This window comes from Bartonella sp. A1379B (assembly GCF_002022485.1).
In the GTDB taxonomy this organism is placed as follows: Bacteria; Pseudomonadota; Alphaproteobacteria; order Rhizobiales; family Rhizobiaceae; genus Bartonella; species Bartonella rochalimae.
Genome location: NZ_CP019780.1, coordinates 15,606 through 42,505, shown reverse-complemented (window position 1 = coordinate 42,505; position 26,900 = coordinate 15,606). Strand labels below are relative to the sequence as shown.

The 26,900-nt window shown below is 36.3% G+C and carries 21 protein-coding genes and 1 pseudogene; 18 read left to right on the top strand and 4 right to left on the bottom strand.

Going from position 1 to position 26,900, the window contains the following annotated elements; genetic code table 11:
• The first annotated feature begins 55 nt into the window (after positions 1-55).
• The 11 genes and pseudogenes from BA1379B_RS00185 to truB all read left to right on the top strand — a co-directional run bounded on the left by BA1379B_RS00185 (position 56) and on the right by truB (position 12,425).
• A complete protein-coding gene (locus BA1379B_RS00185; protein WP_035005605.1) occupies positions 56-1,078 on the top strand; it encodes a hemolysin family protein in 1,023 nt (340 codons plus the stop codon).
• Between the two features lie 3 nt (positions 1,079-1,081).
• Positions 1,082-2,676 (top strand): annotated as a pseudogene (gene lnt / locus BA1379B_RS00180) (apolipoprotein N-acyltransferase).
• A gap of 144 nt (positions 2,677-2,820) precedes the next feature.
• A complete protein-coding gene (locus BA1379B_RS00175; RefSeq protein ID WP_035005602.1) occupies positions 2,821-3,234 on the top strand; it encodes a helix-turn-helix domain-containing protein in 414 nt (137 codons plus the stop codon).
• 115 nt (positions 3,235-3,349) lie between these two features.
• A complete protein-coding gene (gene metK / locus BA1379B_RS00170) occupies positions 3,350-4,618 on the top strand; it encodes a methionine adenosyltransferase (protein WP_035005600.1) in 1,269 nt (422 codons plus the stop codon).
• Entirely contained in the window at positions 4,615-5,316 is a 702-nt protein-coding gene (locus tag BA1379B_RS00165) for a tRNA (guanine(46)-N(7))-methyltransferase TrmB (RefSeq protein ID WP_078673510.1), read from the top strand. Before metK ends, BA1379B_RS00165 begins: the two co-directional genes overlap by 4 nt.
• Positions 5,317-5,461: 145 nt before the next feature.
• A complete protein-coding gene (gene rimP / locus BA1379B_RS00160) occupies positions 5,462-6,088 on the top strand; it encodes a ribosome maturation factor RimP (RefSeq protein WP_035006637.1) in 627 nt (208 codons plus the stop codon).
• Between the two features lie 49 nt (positions 6,089-6,137).
• Positions 6,138-7,751, top strand: a complete 1,614-nt coding sequence (gene nusA / locus BA1379B_RS00155; protein WP_035005596.1) for a transcription termination factor NusA — start codon at positions 6,138-6,140, stop codon at positions 7,749-7,751.
• Positions 7,752-8,387 (top strand): RNA-binding protein, encoded by a 636-nt coding sequence (locus BA1379B_RS00150; protein ID WP_035005592.1) that lies wholly within the window; start codon positions 7,752-7,754, stop codon positions 8,385-8,387.
• A complete protein-coding gene (gene infB / locus BA1379B_RS00145) occupies positions 8,384-10,927 on the top strand; it encodes a translation initiation factor IF-2 (RefSeq protein ID WP_078673509.1) in 2,544 nt (847 codons plus the stop codon). The genes BA1379B_RS00150 and infB overlap by 4 nt, the downstream gene beginning before the upstream one ends.
• Before the next feature lie 125 nt (positions 10,928-11,052).
• Entirely contained in the window at positions 11,053-11,469 is a 417-nt protein-coding gene (gene rbfA / locus BA1379B_RS00140; protein ID WP_035005589.1) for a 30S ribosome-binding factor RbfA, read from the top strand.
• Entirely contained in the window at positions 11,466-12,425 is a 960-nt protein-coding gene (truB, locus tag BA1379B_RS00135; protein WP_078692269.1) for a tRNA pseudouridine(55) synthase TruB, read from the top strand. The genes rbfA and truB overlap by 4 nt, the downstream gene beginning before the upstream one ends.
• 102 nt (positions 12,426-12,527) lie before the next feature.
• Here the strand turns inward: truB and BA1379B_RS00130 are convergent, their stop codons facing one another.
• The gene (locus BA1379B_RS00130; protein WP_035005584.1) at positions 12,528-14,150 is read right to left on the bottom strand and encodes an MFS transporter; all 1,623 of its coding nucleotides are present in this window, start codon (positions 14,148-14,150) and stop codon (positions 12,528-12,530) included.
• Between the two features lie 312 nt (positions 14,151-14,462).
• On the opposite strand from BA1379B_RS00130, the gene rpsO reads away from it, so the two are divergent.
• The 3 genes from rpsO to BA1379B_RS00115 all read left to right on the top strand — a co-directional run bounded on the left by rpsO (position 14,463) and on the right by BA1379B_RS00115 (position 18,232).
• The gene (rpsO, locus tag BA1379B_RS00125) at positions 14,463-14,732 is read left to right on the top strand and encodes a 30S ribosomal protein S15 (protein WP_035005582.1); all 270 of its coding nucleotides are present in this window, start codon (positions 14,463-14,465) and stop codon (positions 14,730-14,732) included.
• Between the two features lie 227 nt (positions 14,733-14,959).
• Positions 14,960-17,161 carry a polyribonucleotide nucleotidyltransferase gene (gene pnp / locus BA1379B_RS00120; protein WP_078692268.1) on the top strand — a complete coding sequence of 734 codons (2,202 nt, stop codon included), beginning with the start codon at positions 14,960-14,962 and terminating at the stop codon, positions 17,159-17,161.
• A gap of 72 nt (positions 17,162-17,233) precedes the next feature.
• On the top strand, positions 17,234-18,232 hold the full coding sequence (locus BA1379B_RS00115; RefSeq protein ID WP_078692267.1) for a class I SAM-dependent methyltransferase: 999 nt from the start codon (positions 17,234-17,236) through the stop codon (positions 18,230-18,232).
• Positions 18,233-18,252: 20 nt separating this feature from the next.
• Here BA1379B_RS00115 and hslU read toward each other — a convergent pair whose 3' ends face one another.
• Entirely contained in the window at positions 18,253-19,560 is a 1,308-nt protein-coding gene (gene hslU / locus BA1379B_RS00110) for an ATP-dependent protease ATPase subunit HslU (RefSeq protein ID WP_035005576.1), read from the bottom strand.
• On the bottom strand, positions 19,561-20,142 hold the full coding sequence (hslV, locus tag BA1379B_RS00105; RefSeq protein ID WP_035005574.1) for an ATP-dependent protease subunit HslV: 582 nt from the start codon (positions 20,140-20,142) through the stop codon (positions 19,561-19,563).
• 212 nt (positions 20,143-20,354) lie between these two features.
• Here hslV and BA1379B_RS00100 point away from each other — a divergent pair, with 212 nt between their 5' ends.
• The 4 genes from BA1379B_RS00100 (at position 20,355) to BA1379B_RS00085 (ending at position 24,801) form a co-directional block, all read left to right on the top strand.
• A complete protein-coding gene (locus tag BA1379B_RS00100) occupies positions 20,355-21,344 on the top strand; it encodes an asparaginase (protein ID WP_035005572.1) in 990 nt (329 codons plus the stop codon).
• A 110-nt stretch (positions 21,345-21,454) separates the two neighbouring features.
• Positions 21,455-22,453, top strand: a complete 999-nt coding sequence (gene coaA, locus BA1379B_RS00095; protein WP_078673505.1) for a type I pantothenate kinase — start codon at positions 21,455-21,457, stop codon at positions 22,451-22,453.
• A gap of 13 nt (positions 22,454-22,466) precedes the next feature.
• The gene (locus BA1379B_RS00090) at positions 22,467-23,840 is read left to right on the top strand and encodes a leucyl aminopeptidase family protein (RefSeq protein ID WP_035005564.1); all 1,374 of its coding nucleotides are present in this window, start codon (positions 22,467-22,469) and stop codon (positions 23,838-23,840) included.
• A gap of 118 nt (positions 23,841-23,958) precedes the next feature.
• Complete coding sequence (locus tag BA1379B_RS00085) at positions 23,959-24,801, top strand: C40 family peptidase (protein ID WP_078673504.1); 843 nt, start codon at positions 23,959-23,961, stop codon at positions 24,799-24,801.
• Between the two features lie 473 nt (positions 24,802-25,274).
• On the opposite strand, the gene BA1379B_RS00075 is transcribed toward BA1379B_RS00085, so the two are convergent.
• Positions 25,275-26,882, bottom strand: coding sequence for an autotransporter outer membrane beta-barrel domain-containing protein (locus BA1379B_RS00075; RefSeq protein ID WP_194284886.1), 1,608 nt, complete (start codon positions 26,880-26,882; stop codon positions 25,275-25,277).
• Between the last annotated feature and the right edge of the window lie 18 nt (positions 26,883-26,900).

Genomic DNA, 26,900 nt, shown 5'->3' with positions numbered 1-26,900 from the left:
TAAAATAATTGGTGCAGCTATTATAATTGAGAAAGTTTAGAAAATTTTTAAAGCTATGGCGGATAAAATTAATACAAAAAATAATACTCAAATATCTTCTAATCCTGAAGAATATTCTCTACAAAAAACAAGCTATACAAAGAAAAATTCATTGCTAAGCTCTCTATTTTCATTTTTACGTAGACGCAACCATACATCACTACGTGATGGTCTTACTAATGTACTTGCTACTGATAACGAAAAGGAAACAACTCTTTTTTCTCCTGAAGAACGCACTATGCTTCATAATATTTTATGCCTACGAGAAGCACGTGTTGATAATATTATGATTCCGCGTTCCGAAATAGAAGCATTGGAAATCAATACTCCTCTCGGCGAAGCTCTTAAATTTTTTGCAAAAATTGGACATTCACGCATACCTGTATACGCTGAAACATTAGATGATCCACGAGGTATGATTCACATCCACGATATCCTCAATTATATAACCTCTTTTATTACCAGCTCTACTCGAAATGAACAAAAATATGACTCTCTACAACTGAATCATAAAGATTTACAACACCCTATCGGTGAACTAGACCTTATTAGAACAGTTCTCTTTGTACCTCGTTCTATGCTCGCAAGCAAATTATTAACACGTATGCAAACCACACGAACACAAATGGCTTTAGTGATCGATGAATATGGTGGTACAGATGGTTTGGTGTCTATGGAAGATATTGTCGAATTGGTTGTTGGAGATATTGAAGATGAACATGATAATATTGATAACGCTATCATACGCCAACCTGATAATAAATGGTTGGTTGATGCAAAGACTGAATTAAAAGATTTGGAAAAAGCTCTTGGTCCTGATTTTGTCGTGGGAGAATACGGAGATGAAGTGGATACCATTGGTGGTTTAATCTTTTCCATTCTTGATCGCATCCCTTCAAAAGGTGAAATTATTGAAACTGTACCAGGTTATCGTTTCCGTATTTTAGAAGCTGATAAACGTCGAATTAAACGATTATGCATTTTTCGTATCTCAGAAAATGAAAATCTTAAGGAACAACAATCTTATAAGGATAGCTAATTATTGTTAAAGAATCTCAACCTTCTCCTGCTTTCCATCACTGGTTGGAAACAGCAAATATGTGTTTTTTTATGCGGTGCTTTAACGTCTTTTGCACTTCCCCCCTTTTATTTAACGCCCATTTGTTTTTTAACATTTCCTATTTTCATTATTTTTCTCGATAAAATCAATACTATCCACAACAACAAAAAACGTCTTTTAACAAATGCACTAGCCTTTGGAAATTTTGGCTTTGGTTATTTTTTTTGTAGCCTTTGGTGGTTAAGTAATGCATTATTAATAGATCCAATCTCTTTTGCTTGGGCATTACCATTCTCTATTTTTTGTCTTCCTGTTTATCTTTCTTTTTATTGGTTTTTTGCTGGTATAATTGTTTCCTTATTATGGACAAAAAACATAGCACGCTTCTTTGTATTAGCCTTCTCACTCGGATTAGCAGAGTGGTTACGTGCTATCCTATTGACGGGTTTTCCATGGAATGCTCTCGGTTATACAGCTATGCCAACCCCAATGTTTATGCAATCAGATATGATTGTAGGACTCTATGGAATGAATATCCTTGCTATTTTATGCTATAGTTTACCAACTGTTTTATTAACAAATGAAAAAAAAAATTCAGCGCTTTTACTTTGTTTTCTTCTTATATTAGCCCATAGTGGATTTGGATTTTATCGTTTGAAAACAGCACCGAATATAGCAGAGTACCGCAATAATAACCATTGGGTTCGTATTGTTCAACCCTCTATCCAACAAGCCACCAAAATGAACAATACGAAAAGAAACGATATATTTGCAGCTCATCTAAACTTAAGTATTAAAACAGCTATTAGCCAAAATCCAGAGCCTGATTTTATCATATGGCCAGAAGCTTCTCTTCCTTATATTCTTAGTAATACGCCTTCTATTCTTACAAAGCATATTGGTTCTTTTCTAAAACCCCAACAATGGGCTATTATCGGTGCCATCCGAACCGGTGATGCTTCCCCTCCTTATACCCAAATACAATATTTTAATACAATTGCAGTAATTGATGCCAAAGGTGATATTCTTCACATATCTGATAAACTTCATCTCGTCCCTTTTGGTGAATATCTTCCCTATCAAAATTTACTAAAAAAGGTAGGATTGCATGTTCTCGCTGACACCATTGATGGATATACTGCTGCCAATGTGCGAAGAACCGTTATGATGCCAAATGGTTTTTCTTATCTTCCACTTATTTGTTATGAAGCGATATTTCCTAATATAACGGCTTTTAAAGGTCCCCCCCTCAAGCAATTATTAATATAACAAATGATGCATGGTTTGGTAAAACGCCTGGCCCATATCAACATTTTCAACAAGCGCAATTTCGTGCCATTGAATTGGGAATACCTCTTATTAGAGCAGCAAATAATGGAATATCAGCTGTTATTGATCCTTATGGAAGAATTGTTTCTTCCCTTGAATATAATATTATTGGCGCACTTGATGCACCGATCCCACAACCAATTACCACTATTTGGAACAATAAATACAGAACATTCTCTACTTTCATCTTATTCATTCTTATGCTATTGTATCGTATTAGTTTTGGTTCTACAAAACAGCTTGAATGATTGAGTACTTATGTACAATATCATGTTATGTGTACCAGTAACGTCAAGAAAAGTATTATATATCATCCTCATTTATAATAAACTAACCTCACATGCACCTAATGTTTGTTTAAAAACAAAGCGCTGAAAATAAAGAGTTGCATTATGACCAAAACTAGAAAAAAACCCGATCCAATGGATATTTATGTTGGAACCCGTATTCGTTTGCGTCGTAATATATTAGGTCTTACTCAAGAAAAACTCGGTGAAAAATTAGGTATTACTTTTCAACAAATTCAAAAATATGAAAAAGGAACAAATCGTGTTGGAGCAAGCCGCCTCCAAGCAATTGCAGAAATTATGGATGTTCCAGTTTCCTATTTTTTTGATAAAGGAATTGGTATACAATCTTTAGAAGGTTTTACGGAAAGTGATAATAATTTTATAGATTTTTGTTCTAGTAGTGAAGGCATTCAATTAATGCGTGCTTTTACCAATATATCTGATGCTAAAGTGCGCCGAAAAATTATTGATTTAGCGAAGGCTCTTTCTGAAGAAGATCATAACGATGAGATATAAAATTATATTCTTTTTTACATTATTATTGACGATTTGGCATAGGATTGGCAAATAAAGCAAATTTGAGTCTACCAAACATGAAATATTGACTTCTTTTTTATTTGAGAGAGTTCCTATGCCGCATCAAAATTATTTTTTTACAAGTGAGTCGGTATCGGAAGGACATCCTGATAAAATTTGTGACCGTATTTCTGATGAAATCGTTGATATGGTTTACAGAGAATCTCACAAAGCCAAAACTAATCCATGGTTAATACGAGTTGCTTGTGAAACTTTAGTAAGTGTCAATCGTGTTGTCATAGCTGGTGAGGTACGTGTTCCCGATACACTCTTAAAAAAAGATAAAAACGGTCAATTTATACGCGATAAGGCTGGCTCTCTTATTGTTAACCCTACCCCTTTTCGTAAAGTTGTACGTCACGCCATTCGTGCTATTGGCTACGAACAAGAAGATTTTCATTGGAAAACCGTTAAAATTGATGTTCTTTTACGCCCTCAATCAGCTGATATCGCACAAGGAGTTGATCATGCCATTGATCGTCATGGTGAAGAAGGAGCAGGTGATCAAGGCATTATGTTTGGATATGCTTGCCGTGAAACACCAGATCTCATGCCTGCACCAATTTATTATGCACATAAGATTTTAGAACATCTTGCAATAGCCCGTCATAGAAAAGAGGGAGAAACTGGTAAATTAGGACCAGATGCTAAAAGCCAAATAACAATAGAATACAAAAATGGCAAACCTGCGGAAGTGACATCTATTGTCCTTTCAGTACAACACCTTGATGAAAGCTGGGATTCGAATAAAGTCCGTACAATTGTTGAACCCTATATTTTGCAAGCTTTACATGATATCCCAATCTCCAATCAATGCAGATGGTATATTAATCCAACAGGAAAATTTGTTATTGGTGGTCCTAAAAGTGATGCGGGATTAACAGGACGGAAAATTATTGTGGATACGTATGGTGGTGCCGCACCTCATGGTGGTGGGGCTTTTTCAGGTAAAGATACAACAAAAGTTGATCGTTCTGCAGCTTATGCTGCACGCTACCTAGCTAAAAATATTGTTGCAGCTGATTTAGCAGATCAATGCACTATTCAGCTCTCCTATGCAATTGGTATTGCAGAACCTTTGTCCATTTATCTTAACCTCCATGGAACAGGAAAAGTAGATGAAAGTGCTATTGAAGCCGCAATTCCAAAAATAATGGATTTATCACCAACAGGCATCCGAAAGCATCTTGATCTCAACAAACCTATTTACGCAAAAACAGCAGCTTATGGCCATTTTGGACGCAAACCAGAGCATGATGGTTCATTTTCTTGGGAAAAAACTGATTTAGTTGGACAACTTAAAAAAATGATTAAAATATCATGACTACACATAAAACGCGTATGAGTGAAGCTTTTTTTGGTCGCCGACGAGGAAAACGGCTACGAAACAATCAAATTACACTTATAAATACGCTTCTTCCTACTCTTAACATTGATTTAAGCAAACCTGCACCTTTAAAGTTAGTATCTTTATTCACCAATCCAGTGGAAGAAGTTCGACTTGAAATTGGCTTTGGTAGCGGAGAACATCTACTCCATGAAATGAAGCGTTTTCCACGCACTGGTTTTATCGGTATAGAACCTTTTATTAATGGAATGGCAAAAATATTATCATACACTGAAAAGCACAAAGAATATCAAAATCAACTTCGTCTTTATAACGATGATGCTACACATTTTCTTGATTGGTTACCAACAGAATCTCTTGATGGAATAGATTTATTTTATCCTGACCCATGGCCTAAAAAAAAGCATTGGAAACGACGGTTCATTAATGAAAAAAATCTAAACCGTTTTTCTCGAGTTCTTAAAGCCGGTAAAAAATTCCGCTTTGCTAGTGATATAGATGACTATATCAATTGGACGCTTTATCATTGTATTCAACACAATAGTTTTGAATGGCTCGCACAAAAACCTACAGACTGGAAAATTCCCTATCCACTATGGCCAAGCACCCGATATGAAGCCAAAGCCCTATGTGAAGGCAGAACACCCACTTACCTTACTTTTATTAAACAATAAAAGATAAAATGCTTTACTATAAATAACTTGTAAAATTCTCTGTTTAAGAGTATAAAGAGATAGATTTTCGGCCTTATGATGAGGAGTGGTCCAGTTGGAGCCACTCTTTTTTATTGTAAGTTCGATAACAATTTGGATGAACCATATGAATGAAATTGAAAGAATGGGTGATATTGATGAACCGCGTTTATTTGAAGAAGATGGCGTTGCAGCACGTGTTTCTGCTCTTATTATACCATTACTAAAACCTTTAGGTTTTCGGTTAGTTCGCACAAAACTTTTGGGCTTAAATGGTTTAACACTTCAGATTATGGTTGAACGCACTAATGGCACCATGACAATAGAAGATTGCGAAATAGTTAGTCGAGCTGTTGCCCCTCTCCTTGACATAGAAAATGTTATTGAACGCAAGTATCACTTAGAAATTTCATCTCCTGGTATTGATCGCCTACTCGTAAGAAAATCTGATTTTGTTCATTGGCAAGGGCATCTCGCAAAAATTGAAACCAACACTGTTATTGATGGACGTCAAAAATTGCGTGGTAAGCTTAAAGATATTACACAAAATGGATTTACTTTAAATATCGAGAAAACAGCTCACAGAGAAGAAATAAATATATTTATTTCTTTTTCTAATATTACTAATGCGCACTTGATCCTCACCGATGAACTTATTCGTGATACATTGAAAAAAAATAAAGATTTAGACAAACAATTAATTTCGAACGATAATCTTAAACCTCTCAAGAACGAAAACAAATATAACACTTAAATATTAACAGACCCCCTGCCCTCATGTGGCATAAAAAAGGAGAAAATCAATGGCTATAAGCGCTAACAGGCTTGAACTTCTGCAAATTGCAGATGCTGTTGCACGTGAGAAGTCAATTGACCGTGAAATTGTCATTTCTGCAATGGCTGATGCTATTCAAAAAGCAGCACGTTCTCGTTATGGCCAAGAAACCAACATCCGTGCTGAGATCAATTCTAAAACAGGTGAAATTAAATTACAACGTCTTCTTAAAGTTGTTGATGTCGTTGAAGATTATACAACTGAAATAGCTTTATCTGATGCCCTAAAACGCAAAGAAGACGCAAAAGTCGGTGATTTTCTTTCCGATCTTTTACCTCCCATGGATTTTGGACGCATTGCAACACAATCTGCTAAACAGGTTATTGTGCAAAAAGTACGTGATGCAGAACGTAATCACCAATTTGAAGAATTCAAAAATAAAATTGGTGAAATTATTTCTGGTACAGTTAAACGTGTGGAATATGGCAATGTTATTGTCGATATAGGTCGTGGAGAAGCTATCGTGCGACGTGATGAATTAATTCCGCGGGAATCTTTTCATTATGGAGATCGCATTCGTGCGTTTGTTCATGACGTACACCGTGAACCAAGAGGACCACAAGTTTTCCTTTCACGGACACACCCTCAATTTATGGCAAAACTTTTTACTATGGAAGTCCCAGAAATTTATGATGGTATCATAGAAATTAAATCTGTTGCTCGTGATCCAGGCTCACGTGCAAAAATCGCTGTTGTTTCACGCGATGGCTCAATTGATCCCGTTGGTGCATGTGTTGGAATGCGAGGAAGCCGTGTTCAGGCTGTTGTTGCAGAATTACAAGGCGAAAAAATTGACATTATTCCTTGGTCACCTGATGCTGCAACATTTATCGTCAATGCACTGCAGCCCGCTGAAGTTTCGAAAGTTGTTCTTGATGAAGATGCAGAACGTATTGAAGTCGTCGTACCTGGTGATCAGCTTAGTCTTGCAATTGGTCGACGTGGACAAAATGTGCGTTTAGCTTCGCAATTAACAGGATGGAATATTGATATTCTAACAGAACAAGAAGAATCTGAAAATCGTCATAAAGAATTCACTGAACGTAGCAAGCTTTTCATGGAAACTTTAGATGTTGATGAAATGGTTGGGCAAGTTATGGCTTCAGAAGGTTTCACCTCAATTGAGGAAATCGCTTATGTTAATCTTGAAGAAATAGAGTCTATCGACGGCTTCGATCATGATACTGCTTCAGAAATCCAAAATCGTGCACGTGAATATTTAGAACGTAAAGAAAAAGAACTCAACGAAAAGCGTAAAGAGCTTGGTGTTTCAGATGAATTGCAAACACTGCCTGGTATAACAAATGCTATGCTAGTTGTTATAGGTGAGGATGGTGTAAAAACAATAGAGGATTTTGCAGGCTATGCAGTTGATGATCTCGTTGGATGGAGAGAATGTAAAGAAGGTCAAACACAAAATTTTCCTGGCATCTTGACACCCTTTGATATTACCCGTGCAGATGCAGAAGCCATGGTGTTAGCAGCACGCGTGCAAGCAGGTTGGATAAATCAAGCTGATCTTATTAAACAACATCCTGTAGAAGATGAAGCAACAAATAATTTGGATGCGGATAAATTTTAAATGAATGAGCGGACTTGTATTGTGACAAAGAAAAGTGCTTCAGCGGCAGCGCTGATCCGTTTTGTCATTGGTCCAAATAATCAAATTATCCCTGATCTTAAAGCTAATTTACCCGGACGTGGTCTTTGGGTTTCTGCGCATCACACTATCATAGAAGAGGCAGTCAAACGTAAAGCTTTTAGCAAAAATCTTAAAACAGATGTTGAGGTTTCTGAAAACCTCGCTCATATTGTGGATAAATTACTACTAAAAGCTGCACTTTCAAGCCTTTCTATGGCTCGAAAAGCAGGGACTATTGTTACAGGATCAACCAAAGTTGTTTCTGCTATTCGCACCGGTCAGGTTATTCTTGTTCTCCATGCAAAAGAAGCAAAAGAAGATGGAAAACGCAAAATTTCACAAGCCATCCACGCAATACAAAAAAAAGTAAATCAGAATATAAAAGTTATATCTTTATTTACAAGTGATGAAATGAGTATGGCTTTTGGAACTAATCCTGTGATACATGCTGCCTTATTGAATACGAAAGCTGCAGAGGGATTTATCAAAACGATATACAAATTAATCACCTATCGTGAGGATAAATATAGTAAGCTTAGTGCAATAACGGCAAAGGCCGTGAAGGAAATACAATGAGTGAAAAAAATAATGACAAAATAACAGCTAAAAAAACACTGACCTTAAAACGATCAGGATTAGAAACTAGTACGATCAAACAAAATTTCAGCCATGGTCGTACAAAGGCTGTGGTTGTCGAAACTAAACGACGCAAAATTACACGCCCGGACGAAAAAACTGAAGCACCACAGCCTATTACTAAACCGCATGTAGCTCAACACTCCAAACCAAAATTTGAAGAAATACCGCCCAGTAAACCTATAGCGCCGAGCAACCTTTCATCAGCAGAAATAGAAGCGAGGCGCCGTGCTTTAGAAGAAGCACATATCCAAGAAAAAATAATACGTAAACAAGCTGAAAAAGAAAAACGTGACAAAGAACGTGAAGAACGTTTGCATTTACAAACTCATCAAGAAAAGCAAACATTACGAGAAAGTAAGAACACCACAGATCAAATTCCAACTCATACTTCTACACTCTCCTCAACAGAATCTATCGAAGCAATAGATATAAAAGCATTAGAAGCAGCTATTCCGCTTAAAAATATACCCATAGCAGAAAAACGTATTATAGATGATCATGATAATGAAGACAAACATAACCGACGCACTAATTCTTCTAAACCAGAAATGCGTTCACCTAAAGTTGTAAAAGGAGCTGATGAGCGTCGTCGAGGAAAACTTACTCTTCATAGTGCGTTGGATGAAGAAGGAAGTGGACGTGGACGTTCAATAGCAGCAATGCGTCGTCGACAGGAAAAATTCAAACGTGCACAAAATCAAGAACCAAGAGAAAAAATTTCTCGTGAAGTTACTCTTCCTGAAACCATTACCATCCAAGAGCTCGCTCAGCGCATGACCGAACGTTCGGTTGATGTTATTAAATTTTTAATGAAACAAGGACAAATGATGAAGCCTGGTGATGTCATCGATGCGGATATTGCAGAGCTCATTGCTGTTGAATTTGGTCATACAGTTAAACGTGTTTCAGAATCTGATGTAGAAGATGGTATTTTCAATATCAGTGATGATCCATTAAAGATGCGTCCACGTCCACCTGTTGTAACCATTATGGGTCATGTTGACCATGGAAAAACTTCTCTTCTTGATGCTATTCGTAAAGCCAATGTTGTTTCCAGTGAAGCAGGTGGAATTACACAACATATCGGTGCTTATCAAGTTGAGCAAAATGGTCAAAAGATTACCTTTATCGACACGCCTGGACATTCTGCTTTTACAGCCATGCGTGCTCGTGGTGCTCAAGTAACTGATATTGCTATTTTAGTAGTCGCCGCCGATGATAGTGTGATGCCACAAACAATTGAGTCCATTAATCATGCAAAAGCCGCTAATGTTCCCATTATTGTTGCTATTAACAAAATTGATAAACCAACTGCCGACGCACAAAAAGTACGTACAGAACTTTTGCAACATGAAGTTTTTGTTGAAGCCATGGGTGGTGAAACTTTAGAAGTTGAAGTTTCTGCCAAAACTGGACAAAATCTTGATAAACTTTTGGAAGCTATTCTTCTTCAAGCTGAGCTTCTTGATCTTAAAGCGGACTCAGAGCGAACAGCAGAAGGCGTTGTTATTGAAGCTAAACTTGATCGAGGACGGGGGCCTGTTGCAACTGTTCTTATCCAAAAAGGTACATTACAACTTTCTGACATTATTGTTGCAGGCAATGAATGGGGACGTGTTCGTGCTTTAATTGATGATTGTGGTTGTTATATCAAAAAAGCAGGGCCTTCTACACCAATTGAAATTTTAGGCATGCAAGGTACACCACAAGCTGGTGACCGATTTGCTGTAGTGACAAATGAAGCAAAAGCAAGAGAAATAGCTGAATACCGCCAACACTTAGCTCGTGACAAAGCTGTAGCTCGACAAACTAGCTCTCGTGGTTCTCTTGAACAAATGATGACAAAATTACAAACTATTGGTGTAAAAGAATTCCCACTTATCATCAAAGGAGATGTCCAAGGATCTATTGAAGCGATCACTTCAGCGTTAGAAACACTAGGCAATGAGGAAGTGCGTGCACGCGTCGTACACTCCGGTGCTGGAGGTATTACTGAAAGTGATATTTCTCTCGCTGAAGCCTCTCAATCCGCTGTTATTGGCTTTAACGTTCGAGCGAATAAACAAGCAAGAGATGCAGCTAAAATTCAAGGAATTGAAATCCGTTATTATAACATCATTTATGATCTTGTTGACGATATAAAAGCAGCTATGTCAGGATTGCTATCACCAGAACAGCGCGAAACCTTCCTTGGTAATGCCGAAATTCTAGAAATCTTTAACATTACAAAAACTGGAAAAGTTGCTGGTTGTCGGGTTACAGAAGGAAAAATAGAACGAGGAGCTGGCGTCCGGCTAATTCGAGACAATATCGTTATTCATGAAGGAAAACTTAAAACACTCAAACGCTTCAAAGATGAAGTCAGTGAAGTACAAGTTGGTCAAGAATGTGGAATGGCATTTGAAAACTATGATGACATTCGCGCGGGTGATATTATTGAAACTTTCCGAGTCGAGCATATTAATCGTACATTATAAGGTCACCTAAGAGCTTTCTTTATCTAATAGTTAAAAAAGAAAAGTATTAAACTTAATACAATCTTTCTATCTTTTCTTATCTTTTAAGAGAACAAAAGGAAAACAGGATATAAAAGGTTATAATTTTGGTAAAAAATATACATCCATCACAACGGCAATTAAGAGTAGGAGAACAGGTTCGCCACGCAATAGCTCATATATTGCAACGAGGTGTTTTGCTTGATGATACCTTTAAAAATATTGTTATTTCTGTCTCTGAAGTGCGTATGTCATCAGATTTGAAAATTGCTACTTGCTTTGTTTCCTTTCTCAATACCGTCGATCAAACTTCTCACGATGCTATCGTTAGCGCTTTAAATAAAAATAGTCGTTTTATCCGTGGAGCGATCAGTCATCAGTTACGGCAAATGAAATACATGCCTGCACTCCGTTTTCGATTCGATAACAGTTTTGATAATTTTGCAAAAATTGATACTTTACTCCGATCACCTGAGGTTGCGCGTGATCTTCATAATGATAAACTTAAAGATCAAAAAACGTGACACGACAACGTACAAAAAAAGGTCGTTCTATTTCCGGCTGGATCATCCTAGATAAACCCAAAGGAATGAGTTCGACAGCAGCTGTTTCAAAAATCAAATGGCTTTTTAACGCACAAAAGGCTGGACATGCAGGGACACTTGATCCACTTGCTTCTGGCTTATTGCCTATTGCGCTGGGAGAAGCAACAAAAACTGTTTCTTATGTTATGGAAGGTACCAAAACTTATCATTTTTGTGTAGCCTGGGGAGAAGAGCGTTCCACAGATGATCTAGAAGGTGAAATTACTAAAACATCTTCGATACGCCCAACACAAGAAAATATTCTTGCTCTTTTACCAAAATATACAGGTATTATTTGGCAAAAACCTCCAAAATTTTCAGCAATTAAAATTGCTGGTAACCGTGCCTATGATTTAGCACGCAAAGGTACAAATATTGAAATTTCATCTCGTCAAGTAGAAATTAAAACCCTCAAGCTTATCGATACTACTGCTCAAGGACATTCTATTTTTGAAATGACATGTGGAAAAGGAACCTATGTACGTTCCTTAGCACGTGATATGGGACACGATCTCGGTTGTTATGGATATATTTCTGACCTACGCCGTATAAAAGTCGCGCCTTTTAAAGAAAATGATCTCATTACATGGGATGAATTAAAAGTTGCAATGCCTTGTAAAGAAACAGCAGATGAAAATTGTACTCTACCGAAGAGAGATTTCTCTGTACTTGATCAGTTATTGATTAAAACAGATGCTGCATTACATTGCCTATCACACTACACTCTCAATAAAACTCAAGCAATGCATATAAAAGTGGGTAAGTCAGTACTCTTATTTGAAAATAACATCTCTATTGATGAAGAAAATGTTTATGTCACTTACAAAGATCAGCTTCTTGCTATAGGTACAATTGATAAAAATCAATTCAAACCAAAACGAATTTTCACAATTTAATGAGCTGCTATTTCTAACACTAAGCTAAGCCCAGTATAGAAGGCTGTTTTTTTATACTAATAGCTATTTTCTATTTTATATTTCAATTTTATAACACTCAAATTATTGATTATTGGATAGCTTTAAATGTATCTCATTAATCTTTGGTACTGTTTGCCACTTAATCATGCGATGAACCTTTACGCTATTGGATATGCGATTTAATCTATCAAGATGTTTGTTAACCTCTATATCTGCTTTTGTGCAACGGCGATTATGGCGCAAATAATCTACCCAAGTTGGTATATGGTAAGATTCTATCCAATATTCCGGCCTCTCAAGATCACGCAAAAGAATCCACTGGTGTGCTCCATCACGTAGTCGAATATGACGGCAACGTCTCATAACTTCAAGAAATTCTGCAAGATCATTTTCATTAATTTGATAATAAGTCATAATCATAATTGGACCACTTTGTCCTGCTAGATCTAATGAAAGCTCTGGCTCTCTAAATTGATCAAGCGGCTCAAAATTAATTTGAGGAATTTCTTGAATTTTAAATTTAATACCCGCAAGAGCTCCACAAATTAAGAATATCGCGCAAACATTCAAAGCGACTGTTAAAGAATAAACCTCAGCTAATACACCCCAGATTGCACTTCCAACAGCCATACCACCATAAGATGCAGTTTGATAAAGGGCTAAAGCACGCGCAACAACCCAACGTGGTGTAGAAAGCTGTACAGATGTATTAAAGAGTGATAATGCCAAAACCCAACATAAACCAGCAGGAAATAAAACAGAGTGGCTTATAAACAACGAACGACTCATTGCTAAAACAAAGCAAGAAAAGGACAATCCAACAAATGCACTTGCAACAATTATTTCTGACTTAAAATTGCTTCGTACAAACGAATTAATCACGCCAGCTGTAATAGCTCCCAGACCAAAACAACTAAGTAATGTACCATAAAACAGTGCATTCCCTTCAAAAAATTCATGTACAACGATTGGCAGTAACGCAAAAACAAAAACAGCACCAACACAAAAAAGGAATGATCTTATCATAATACTCAAAAGATTGGGAGACATTGCTACATAACGGAGACCATCTGCTATAGCTCCTAAAAAACTCTCCCTTGGTAATGTATTGTTCTTGTAATTTGGCTTCCACAAAAACAAAACGCTAATCAAAGGAATATAACTGAGCGCATTGACAAAAAAAGTTGTAATACCACCCAAAGTAGAAATAATAGCTCCTCCAATAGAAGGTCCTACACTGCGCATCAAATTCAAACCAACACTATTCAAACTAACGGCAGTAGAAATATTTTCTCGGTTCACAATATCTCCTATTGTTGCTTGCCAAGAAGGATTATACAAAGCGGTTCCACATCCAATCAAAAATGTAAAGCATAAGAGAAGCCAGGGGGTAATTAATCCCATATAAGATAAAATAACCAAATTAATTGAGACAATCATCATAATAATTTGAGCAAAAAGCATAATATGACGCCGATTAAAATTGTCAGCTAATGCACCTGCCATCAGAGAAAAAACAACAAGAGGTAATGTCGTAGCACTTTGCACAAGCCCTACCATAAAATGAGAAGGACTAATCAATGTCATCATCCAGCTTGCTCCCACCGCCTGTACAAAGCCACCTAAATTCGCTACAAGAGTAGCGACCCATAAATTTCTGAATGTTGAATTATGAAAAATCTCTAATGTTGAAACCTTCTGCATCTTTTGTCTCCAAATCAGCAGTTCATTCGTCCCTTTACTATTAGTACATCATGTAAAGTTATTATCTTATCTATTTAGAATAATAATTCTTTAAGAAACTTTCATAAAAAATCTTAAAATAAATATTTGCCAAAATAAACTTATATAAAGAAAATCTTCAAGGGCTAGTATTTTAACTTTATTTCCTATATAAGTACCAAATATCAGTATCAAAGCAAGTAAGATTTTCTCTCTTCTTGTTCTTTTATAGCCTTTGCTGGACGACATCTTGGCTACAGGTGTTTTTTGCTTATTTTTTGAAAGGACAATACGATGTCGATTACTGCTGAGCGTAAAAAAGCTCTTATTACAGAATATAAAACTAAAATCGGTGATACAGGTTCACCAGAAGTTCAGGTTGCTGTTCTTTCTGAACGCATTTCTAATTTAACCAACCACTTTAAATCTCACAAAAAAGATAATCATTCTCGTCGGGGTCTTTTAAAGATGGTATCCCAACGCCGCCGACTTCTTGATTACCTAAAAGGTGTTGATCAAGATCGCTATCAGAAACTTGTCGAAAGATTAGGCTTACGCCGTTGAAGAAAAGTAAGTGAGTATTTTTTTACGAAAAATCACTCTTTTACTTTAATATACTGCTCGTAATCAAAGACTAATGAAGAATCGTGAGCAAGATTGCCGGGTGTTTCCATTTGATCTGTCATTTATTTCTCTCTATGCAAAATATAGAAATGTCTTGTTGTATTACCCATAACTTTGAAACATAACACAAAATCACAATGTAAATATTAGGTCATTAAGGATAAAAAATGTTTAAAACCCATAAGGTAGAAATTGAATGGGCCGGCCGGCCACTTATCCTCGAAACAGGAAAAATTGCACGTCAGGCAGATGGCGCGATTCTTGCTACATATGGTGAAACTGTTGTTTTGGCAACTGTCGTTTCAGCAAAAACTCCGAAACCAGATCAAAATTTTTTTCCGCTCACCGTTAATTATCAAGAAAAAAACTATGCAGTTGGTAAAATACCTGGAGGTTATTTAAAACGCGAAAGCCGTCCAAGTGAAAGTGAGACCTTAATTTCACGGTTAATTGATCGTCCAATTCGCCCGCTCTTTGTTGATGGTTATAAAAATGATACACAAGTAATCGTTTCTGTCATCCAGCATGATTTAGAAAACAACCCTGATATTCTTGCTATAATTGCATCTTCTGCCGCACTAACTCTCTCAGGTATTCCTTTTATGGGCCCAATTGCCGCTGCTCGTATTGGTTACTGCAATGGACAATATATTCTTAATCCTAATATTGACGAGATGCCTGAATCAAAACTTGATCTCGTTGTTGCTGGAACAGAAAATGCTGTACTAATGGTTGAATCAGAAGCACATGAATTACCTGAAGATGTAATGTTAGACGCTGTCATGTTTGGCCAAAAAAGTTTTCAACCTGTAATTAATGCAATCATCAAACTTGCCGAAGTAGCTGCTAAAGAGCCCCGCGACTTTATTCCGGAGGATCTATCTATCCTTGAAAAAGATATGCTTGAAATGGTCGAACAAGATCTCAGAGACATTTATACAATTACTGATAAACAAAAACGTCATGCTGCACTTGATCTTCTTAAAGAAGAAGTCATCAATAAATTCACACAAGAAACAGAAAAAAACTGCGAATTTAATACAGATCAGATTGCAACTGTTTTCAAACAGTTGCAAGCAAAAATTGTTCGCCAAAACATCCTTGATACGGGAAAACGCATTGATGGACGAAATCTTTCAGATGTTCGCTCAATTCAATCAGAAGTAGGTATTTTACCTCGCACACACGGATCAGCATTATTTACTCGTGGTGAAACACAAGCACTTGTCATAGCAACATTAGGAACTGGAGAAGATGAGCAATACATAGATTCCTTGACAGGTATGTATAAAGAAACATTTCTTCTCCATTACAATTTTCCACCTTTTTCAGTAGGTGAAATAGGCCGTATTGGTTCTCCTGGCCGCCGTGAAATTGGTCATGGTAAATTAGCGTGGCGTGCTATTCATCCCATGTTGCCGACAAAAGAATCATTTCCTTATACTATTCGTACTGTATCAGAAATTACTGAATCAAATGGATCTTCTTCAATGGCAACTGTTTGTGGAACTTCACTAGCACTCATGGATGCAGGTGTTCCTTTAGCCAACCCTGTTGCTGGTATTGCAATGGGTTTGATTAAAGAAGGTAAACAATTTGCCGTTCTATCAGATATTTTAGGGGATGAAGATCACCTTGGTGATATGGATTTCAAAGTAGCAGGTACAGAAAACGGAATTACTTCTCTGCAAATGGACATAAAAATTGACGGCATTACTGAGGAGATTATGAAAATCGCACTTGCACAAGCTAAGGATGGTCGAATCCATATTCTCAATGAAATGGCAAAGGCCTTAGCTCGTGCACGTAGTGAACTTAGCGAATTTTCTCCACGTATTGAAATGATGAATATTCCTGTAGATAAAATTCGTGATGTTATTGGTGCTGGTGGTAAAGTAATAAGAGAAATTGTGGAAAAAACTGGAGCTAAAATTAATATTGAGGATGATGGAACAATTAAAATTGCTTCTTCTGATTTAAAAACCATTGAAGCAGCAAAAAATTGGATCCTTTCAATTGTTGATGAACCTGAAGTCGGTGCTATTTACCAAGGAACAGTTGTTAAAATTGCAGAATTTGGAGCGTTTGTTAATTTTTTTGGTTCTCGCGATGGACTTGTTCACATCTCTCAACTCGCGGTAGAACGGGTAGCAAAAACAACTGATATTGTCAAAGAAGGTGATAAGGTTTGGGTTAAATTAATGGGCTTCGATGAACGTGGTAAAATTCGGTTATCGATGAAAGTCGTTGATCAACAAACTGGAAAAGAGCTTATCCATGATGACTCAATAGAAACAGAAAAAGGCGGTAATATTCATGAAAGGAATCGATCTGAAAAGAAAAACCGTCGTAAGAAAAAAGAAGATTAATTTTATTTTCTTACTGTAAAATAAAATGCCATTCTAAAATATTGGAGAGGCATTTCTTTGAAAGAATAAAATGTGTCTCTATTTTTACCTTTTGAAAGCTATGATCTCCCTAGACCTTGTTCGAACCAATATTTTTTAGGTTTTGGTTTAACTAAAATTCCTGATAAACAATGGATAAAAAATCTTGAAATTATAACCCCTTGGCGACAAGACTTTTTAAAATTTACCAATGCTAAATTTCAATGTAGCCCCCAAATAAATCAAACCATAATCTATGATGGAGGACTGCTACAACTTAGTAAATATCGTGATCTTAATCAAAATCGTTTTCTTGATCTATTAGAACGAGTCAAACCTGGTGGATGGATCATCATTAGTGGAGAAAAAACTGCTGGTTCTGCCTCAATGATGAAATGGGTTAACACTCTTGTTCCTATTAGTAAAAAATTATCCAAAAATCATAGCCATATCTTCTGGTTGCAAATACCGCAAAAAATAGATAAACAAAATATTGCTCATTTTCGCTCACCACCACTCAGTTTTGGAAATAAATTTCAAACTACTTCTGGTATGTTTTCTCATGGTCGTATTGACCCAGGATCTGCTGCACTTATACCTTATTTACATAAAGTCATTTTTGGAAAAACAGCTGATTTTGGAGCGGGCTGGGGATTTCTTTCTTATACTGCACTTGAAGTAAGCAAAAACTTAACTGCACTCGACCTTTATGAAGCCGACTATAACGCTTTAGAGGCAGCAAAAAAACATCTACAGCATATAAAAACCTCTCTTCCGATTGGCTTTTATTGGCATGATCTTATTTATGAGCCTATAAAAAATCTTTATGATACAATTATTTCAAATCCACCATTTCATACACAACAAACAACAGACATTTCATTAGGGCAGCATTTTATTATAAATGCTGCAAAATACCTTAAACCTAAAGGTCGCTTGCTTCTCGTTGCAAATCGCCATCTACCTTATGAAACAATATTAAAAAAGCTCTTCTGCACAGTTTTTATCCATGAAGAAGTTCATGGCTACAAAATCATAGAAGCACATCGATAGATCACTATATGCAAAGGTCTCTAAAGAACAAAACGTGAAAGATCTATATCAGAAGCAAGCTCTCCTATAGATTTTCTGACATAATCAGCATCAACTTTAAATGAAGTACCGGCTTTATCAGGTGCCGTAAAAGAAATTTCATCTAAAACACGCTCCATAACCGTCTGCAAACGACGTGCGCCAATATTCTCGATCCTCGCATTTAAATCAACAGCAATATCAGCTAACGCATCAATTGCATCATCAGTAATTTCTAAATGAACTTCTTCTGTTGCCATTAAAGCAATATATTGTTTAATCAGACTAGCTTCAGGTTCAGTAAGAATACGCCGTAAATCTTCCCTTGTTAAAGCATTTAATTCTACACGGATAGGCAAACGACCTTGCAGCTCTGGTAATAAATCAGAGGGCTTAGATACATGAAAAGCACCAGAAGCAATGAAAAGAATATGATCTGTTTTTATTTGCCCATATTTAGTCGCAATTGTTGTCCCTTCAACTAAAGGCAAAAGATCCCTTTGAACCCCTTCGCGTGAAACAGCAGCACTTGCCCCACCATCACGAGTTGCAATTTTATCAATTTCATCAATGAAAACAATTCCATCATTTTCAGCAACACGAAGTGCCTCTTGAATAATTTGATCTTGATCTAGGAGTTTCTCCGATTCATCATCAATTAATGGTTTAAAAGCGTCCTTTACAGTCGTTTTGCGTACCTTTGTACGAACACCCATCTTTCCAAAAATATCTGATAAATTCATAATACCCATTTGTGCACCAGGCATACCAGGAATATCAAAAGTTGGAGCACTATTACTATTATCAGTTACTTCAATTTCAATTTCTTTGTCATCCAATTCTCCTTCTCGCAATTTTTTACGAAAACTATCACGGGTAGCAGGACTCGCGGTTTTTCCTACAAGAGCATTTAAAACTCGTTCTTCAGCATTAAGATGAGCTTTTGCTTTTACTTCATCACGTTTTTTTTCACGCACAAGAGAAATTGCAATTTCAACGAGATCACGAATAATTTGCTCAACATCGCGACCCACGTAGCCCACTTCAGTAAATTTAGTGGCCTCTACTTTAACAAAAGGAGCTCCAGAAAGTTTTGCTAATCGACGAGCTATTCCTGTTTTACCAACACCTGTTGGCCCTATCATCAGGATATTTTTAGGCATCACTTCTTCACGCATCTGCCCTTCAAGCTGTTGTCGACGCCACCGATTACGCAGTGCAATAGCAACAGAACGCTTAGCATCATTTTGTCCAATAATAAAACGATCAAGTTCAGAAACAGTTTCACGAGGGGAAAATACAACACACATTCAAATAGCTTTCTCTAAAGGAGGTAATTCAGCATCCAATGTTTCTATTGTAAAATTATCATTGGTGTAAACACAAATTTTAGCAGCAATACTCATAGCTTTAGAAGCAATAGTTTCTGCATCTAAGTCCATGTCCATCAGTACCCGTGCAGCCGACAAAGCAAAATTACCTCCAGAACCAATTGCCATCACTCCATCTTCTGGTTCTAAGACATCACCAAGACCTGTCAACGCCAAAGTAGTTTTTTGATCAGCCACAAGCATCATTGCTTCAAGACGACGTAAATAACGATCGGTACGCCAATCTTTTGCAAGCTCTACACATGCACGCATAAGCTGATCAGGATATTGCTCAAGTTTTGTCTCTAATCTTTCTAATAGTGTGAAAGCATCTGCTGTAGCACCTGCAAAACCAGCTATCACTGCTCCACTTTTCCCAAGACGACGAACTTTGCGCGCATTACTTTTCATAATTGTTTGTCCAAGTGAAACTTGACCATCGCCAGCCATAACTACTTTATTACCTTTTCTTACAGTTACGATTGTCGTACCATACATAATATCAGGCTTATGCTCTGTCATAAGAAAACTCCTTAACATGGCTCCCTTTTATCATACATAAAATAAAATCACTAATTCCTTTATTTAATAATATATATTGCAAAACACAATGCTTGAGCGCACTTCAATTTTTCTCAATATAAAATAATATAAAAAATGACATCATTGTTGTATACTCGAATTATTGTTATATTGCTTTATATAAGCAATCTGCCTTCTTACAGGGGAAAATTATGAAAAGAATAGCAGTAGGCACATTAGGTGGAACAATTGCAATGACAGCCAATAATTTGGGCCAAATGCAGCCGACTTTAACATCAGATATACTCATAAAAAATATTCCTGATTTAGAAAAAATTGCTGATATTCAGAGTTACACATTAACACAACTACCAAGTGGATCTCTATCTTTTAAAATTCTGCTTGAAACAATAGAATGGGCAACACAGCAAATTAAGATGGGTGCAGATGGTATTGTTTTAACGCAAGGAACCGACACATTAGAAGAAACAGCTTTTTTTCTTTCCCTTTATTGGAATAGAGCTGAACCACTTGTTGTAACTGGTGCTATGCGTATACCCTGTGAAGCAAGCGCTGATGGACCTGCTAATTTTTTGGCTGCAACCCGCGTCGCGGCTAATCCACAAAGCCGTAATAGAGGAGTCCTAGTTGTAATGAATGATACTATTCATTCACCCTACTGGGTACAAAAAAGCCATACTGTTAAAGTCGAAACGCTGCAATCAGGTCTAACAGGCATTCTAGGAACAATTTTAGAAGGAAAACTCTTTTATTTTAACGATCGAAATTTTTTTCCTACAACTTTCACAGCTCCTAAAAAAAATGATCATCAAGTTGCGCTGCTATATTCCTCTTTATCATCTGATACACACTTGATGAAATTTTGCCTTGAAAGTGGACATTATGCAGGCCTTGTCATAGCAGGTTTTGGTTCAGGCCACTGCAGTTTTCAAGAAGCGGATATAGTACGAAAATACGCAAAAAAAATACCAATCATCATTGCAAGCCGTTCTTATCATGGTCCAACAACTCGTACAACCTACGGTTATAAAGGTTCAGAAATTGATATGATTTCTTCTGGTGCTTTAATGTCTGGCTATTTGTCAGCAGTAAAAGCACGTTTACTTTTATGGGCTTTTTTGGCAGAAGATCTATCACAAAAACAAATCATTGCACGCTGGAATGATTGGACTATAAGTTAATTCACTATTTTAAAACAAAACATGATTTTTTAAACAAAAGACAGCCTGTTGTTCTGCTCTCAATCATGACAATTTCTAAAAAATAATCTAAAAACTCTTGGCCAATAAAGATGCTTGATACTACTCAATTCAAAAACAATCAAGAAGATAACTTGATCAATTACGTTTCTGATCAATATTCTCCCTACACTTTTTTTACTGTACAAGAATGGTCTCAATTTCGCGCAAATACCCCGCTTACCTTAACTTTTGATGAAATTAAACGCTTACGATCAATCGATGATCCTATCGATTTAGAAGAAGTGCAATGTATTTATCTTTCTTTAGCGCGTCTCTTATCATACCATGTTGAAGCCGTACAGGAACTTTTCCGAAAACGTCAAATATTTTTGCATCAAGCAGATACCAAAAAAACACCCTTTATTATTGGAATTTCTGGTTCTGTTGCGGTTGGAAAATCAACAACCGCACGTATTCTTCAAGAACTCATGAAACGATGGAAATCTAGTCTTAAAGTTGATCTTGTTACAACCGATGGATTTCTCTACCCTAATGCCATTTTACAAGCAAAAAATCGTATGAATCGTAAAGGATTTCCTGATTCCTATGATATTAAAAAATTACTGCGCTTTCTTTCTGACGTAAAATCAGGCATTAGTAATGTTAGTGCACCGCTTTATTCGCATATGATCTACGATGTTCTAGAAAATCAAAAAATTATTATCGACCGGCCCGATATTTTAATTGTTGAAGGTGTTAATGTCCTTCAAGTTAGTGATTATCCTAAAGATGGAAAAATTGTACCTTTTGTTTCAGACTTTTTTGATTTCTCAATCTATGTAGATGCTGCAACAGAAGTGATCCATCAATGGTATTTAGAGCGTTTTAAACAGTTACGTAAAACAGCTTTTCAAAAACCCGAATCTTATTTTCATCGTTATGCACTGTTAAATGAAGAAGAGGCCTTAAAAATTGCTGAAAACCTTTGGTACACAATTAATCTAAAAAATTTACAAGAAAATATATTACCAACACGACCGCGAGCTGATCTTATTCTACGAAAGGGAAAAAATCATTTAGTTGAATATGTTGCACTTCGAAAACTATAAGGATTATAAACACATGCTTCAACATCAAATTAATTTCACTGCTACACGTTCTGATAAGAGCTGCCCTATCCTCTTAATTGATACAAAAAACTTTGCTAATTTAACTCTTGATTCATCAAAAACCTCATGGATGAAAGTTAATGGCTTTACTGGAAAAGCAGGACAAATATTATTTGTTCCCCACGAAACAGGACAATTAAAACAAGTTTTATTTGGACTTGGTGACCAAGAAAATCCTTTCATCACAGGACTCCTTCCCAAAAATCTCCCCACTGGCCATTGGCATTTAGAAGGAACTACCTCAAATGAAATGAATACCTATCTTGGATTAGCATTTGGGAGTTACCAATTTAACCGCTATCGTCAAAAATCCCCTTCTAAATCACTATCGATCCATGTACATAACGCAATTGATCTAGATGAACTTAAACGAATTTATGAAACTGTCTTTTGGGTCCGTGATCTTATCAATACTCCAGCTAATGATATGGATCCTAACACTCTCGAAATAACAACACGCCAACTAGGGCAGACTTATAATGCTCATGTCACAAGTATTTGTGGAGATGATCTTTTAGTACAAAATTTTCCAATGATTCATGCTGTAGGACGAGCAAGCAACATTGCACCACGACTCATTGAACTACAATGGGGACAAGAAAACCATCCTAAAATCACATTGGTTGGCAAAGGAGTAACTTTTGATTCCGGAGGATTAGATATTAAATCTGCCAATAATATGCTATTAATGAAAAAGGATATGGGTGGTAGTGCGCATGTTTTGGGATTAGCAAAACTAATCATGGATGCAAAACTTCCTTTTTGTCTGCGTGTTTTAATTCCTGCAGTTGAAAATGCCATTTCTGCTAATGCTTTCCGGCCAGGTGATATCCTTCAAAGCCGTAAGGGATTAACTGTTGAAGTTGGCAATACAGATGCCGAAGGCCGACTTATTCTTGCTGATGCCCTAACTTATGGTGATGAAAAAAGCCCCCAGTTCATGATTTGCATGGCTACTTTAACTGGAGCAGCACGCATAGCATTAGGGCCAGATCTCCCTGCATTTTATTGTAGCAACCCAATATGGGCACAGAAAATTTCTCAATCAGCAAATTCCATTACTGACCCTCTATGGCAAATGCCACTTTGGAAACCCTATAGACAAATGTTATCATCACAAATTGCGGACATTAATAATACATCCGGAAATAACTTTGCTGGCTCTATAACTGCCGCTTTATTTTTAAATTCTTTTGTCGAAAAAGCAGAAAAATTTGCTCATTTTGACCTTTATGGATGGTCTCCAAAAGAAACACCAGGTTATCCTGTCGGTGGAACCGCGCAAGCTATTCGTGCTCTTTATAAACTCTTCAAAGATCAAATTTGATATAAATAATTGGTAAGGATGTACAATAATTTGGACAAATTATAATTTTATTCTTTTTATTCTTTCTATTGGATAAGAGATCCATTAATATTTGCTGCTAGTCCATTAGAGGTAAAAAATGCCTTATAAAAATTCACCGTTGCATATATCTCAAGATATCCTCACAAATCAGCAATTTGAAACTCCATGTTCTGTCCAAGGAGAAAAAAGACGCGTTAATACAGCTGTTGCAGGTCTATTTAAAGAAAACAGTAAGAAAAGCGAAAGGCAAACAGAATGCCTCTTCGGAGAAGAAATCTTACTCCTTGAGCAAGATGAAACCATGTCAAAGGTAGAATCGCTTAAAGATGGTTATGTAGGTTATATTGATACACAAATTCTTTGCACATCAACCATAAAACAAACGCATATTGTTTCAGTTCCTCGTACTTTCCAATATTCGCAAGCTGATTTAAAAAAGGCTGTAGAACGTGCTTTGTCTATGGGAAGTAAAGTAACCGTTGTTGATGTAACTGAAACACGTGGTACAATGTATTCTATTCTTGAAAATGGAACAGCTATTATTTCTTCTCATCTTCATCCTATTCAACATACGTTCAAAGATTATGTAACTGTTGCTCAAACTTTTATTCGCACACCTTATCTTTGGGGAGGTGTTAGTGGCTTTGGTCTTGATTGCTCTGGACTAGTTCAACTTTCTATGATGATGGCAGGGAAAGCAGTTTTACGTGATACTAGTATGCAACAGCAAACTATAGGAAAACCACTAACAGATACTGATACTCTTGAACGAGGTGATTTGATTTTTTGGCAAGGTCATGTTGCAATTATGATTGACTATGAAAATATTATTCATTCAAATGGTTATTCTATGGATGTTATGGTTGAACCTTTAGAAAAAGCAGTTGAACGAATTGCTAAAAATCACAAATATCCTGTAGCAAAACGTCGACCACTTTAATAACATCTTACAAAATTTAATAGCGTAATATTTTAAATGCTATTTTAGAACATTTTATTTATCGAATTACTTTGAATTTTTAATATTTGTAAATACACTCTATAATTCTTTTAATAACAAATTTTTCTATATTTAATCTTTTGATATTATAGATTATTTTTTTAATAAGAATCATATAAACAAAATGAAATATTTCTAATTTATCTCTATATAATTTATTAAAAGCTTCATATTTATAGACTCTTTTAAGGGTAAATGAAGTTATTTTAAACATAAATAATTTCATCTTTTTGCATAAGCTGTCATTAAATTAAATGTGTAAACTACTATTCAATATGTTGTTAACACCTTGATATGACCATAAGATATAAAGAAATATTCCTGGAAATTAGAATCTCTGTGAGTTTGGCTAAACAACTTAACGAAACTCACAAATAATTGTTCAAAATAAAAACAAGACTAATCTTTAAAGGCTAAAATTGATAACGCAAGCCACCCGAAACACTAATTCCAGAAAAGCCGGCTTTGGTTAATTTATGTTGGTATAACAAATCGCCATGGAATGTTATAGTATTAGACAATTGAGCATGAACACCCATCCCTGTTTCAACTGTAGAACCAAATGCACCTAACTGAAAAGCGTCTTTAAAATGCACTATCCGCTTCTTTTCATAACTATGCGCAACATGAAGTTTGGTATAAAAGGAAACAACATGTGCTTTTTCGGAAGCAGAAACAACTTTCGTTAAACAACCACCAATCCGCCCTATCAATTGATCATGGCTTCCTAAATCAATATCAAACCGATCAATATCACGCGCTTGATCAAACATGAGAGACTGATAAATAACTTGAAGCTGCGGCTCAATAATAAGACCATTATAGCCTGTTATAATTGCATGACCGCCTATCAAAGAAGCATTCAAAAGCCCCCCTTTTAATTCTGCTGTTTTTCCACGAGAAAGAGTGACAACATCGCCCTTAAAAAAATCATAAGAGATAAAGCCATTTGCATAAACGCCTGTATCATGATGCAAATTAGCATAAAGCTTTCCCGACCATTTATTAAAAACACTCTTTTGACTTTGTTTAACCGCACGAGGCTGAAGAGAGAGCTGACCATAACTGCCCATAACTCCAAAAGACGAAGCACTATGTTTACTCTCTAATGTATTTAATACAATACCTACTGTCACATTATTATAGTCAAGATCAGCTCCATAACCATGTTCAAAAACGGATAAATTTGAAGTATAATGATGGTTACTACCATAACCACGGATAAAAAAGCTTGTCTTTCTATTTTTATCAGGCTCATGAGAAGCATTTTGTATGATTTCCAACAGTTCATGTTGATTACTTACATCTACCAAGCCTGTATGAAATAAAGCATGAGGTAAAAGCAAATAACTTGGGAGTTGTGGCACAACCGCCGGTATTCTTTTTCCAGGTAAATCTGGTGTTCTGGGATCCTGTGGTTTGGATGGCGTTGGTGGTTCCGGTACCGGTGGTAATGATTCCGGTGGTACTGGCGCTGGTTTTGGTGGTGATGGTTGTACTCGTGGAGAAATATATTTACTCTGCAGGCGATAATCCCAAAAATTACTTCCATTACCACTAACTAACTTTTGATCAAGACTAGCCTGACCACGAGAAGAACCTGGACCATAAGCAGAAAGAACATACTGATAAGGTGAACCATCAATTGTAATATAATCACCTTCCAATTTGAAAGAATGTTCTTGTGCCGTACCGGAAACCTGAATAAGCGAAATACCCTGAGTATTCCCATTCCTCCCCATATCATCTTTCGAACTTCCATTTTGGCCAGTAACGTAAACAGTGGTCGTACCAGACACATTGCCATGAATCAAAAGCCTATCAGTCTTTTGGTCGTTAATGTTATTTTCTTTACTAATAAAAACGTTCAAGTAAAGCTTTGCATCATTCACAGCATTATAAACAACACCCGATCCTTTTCCAACATTAAGTGTTTGATAAACAAAATTTTTTGGTGTATCAAACTGAACAATACTATGATTCAATTCTAAAGATGTTATAAACCATGCGATGTTATTCAAATGCCTTTGATCTGTAAA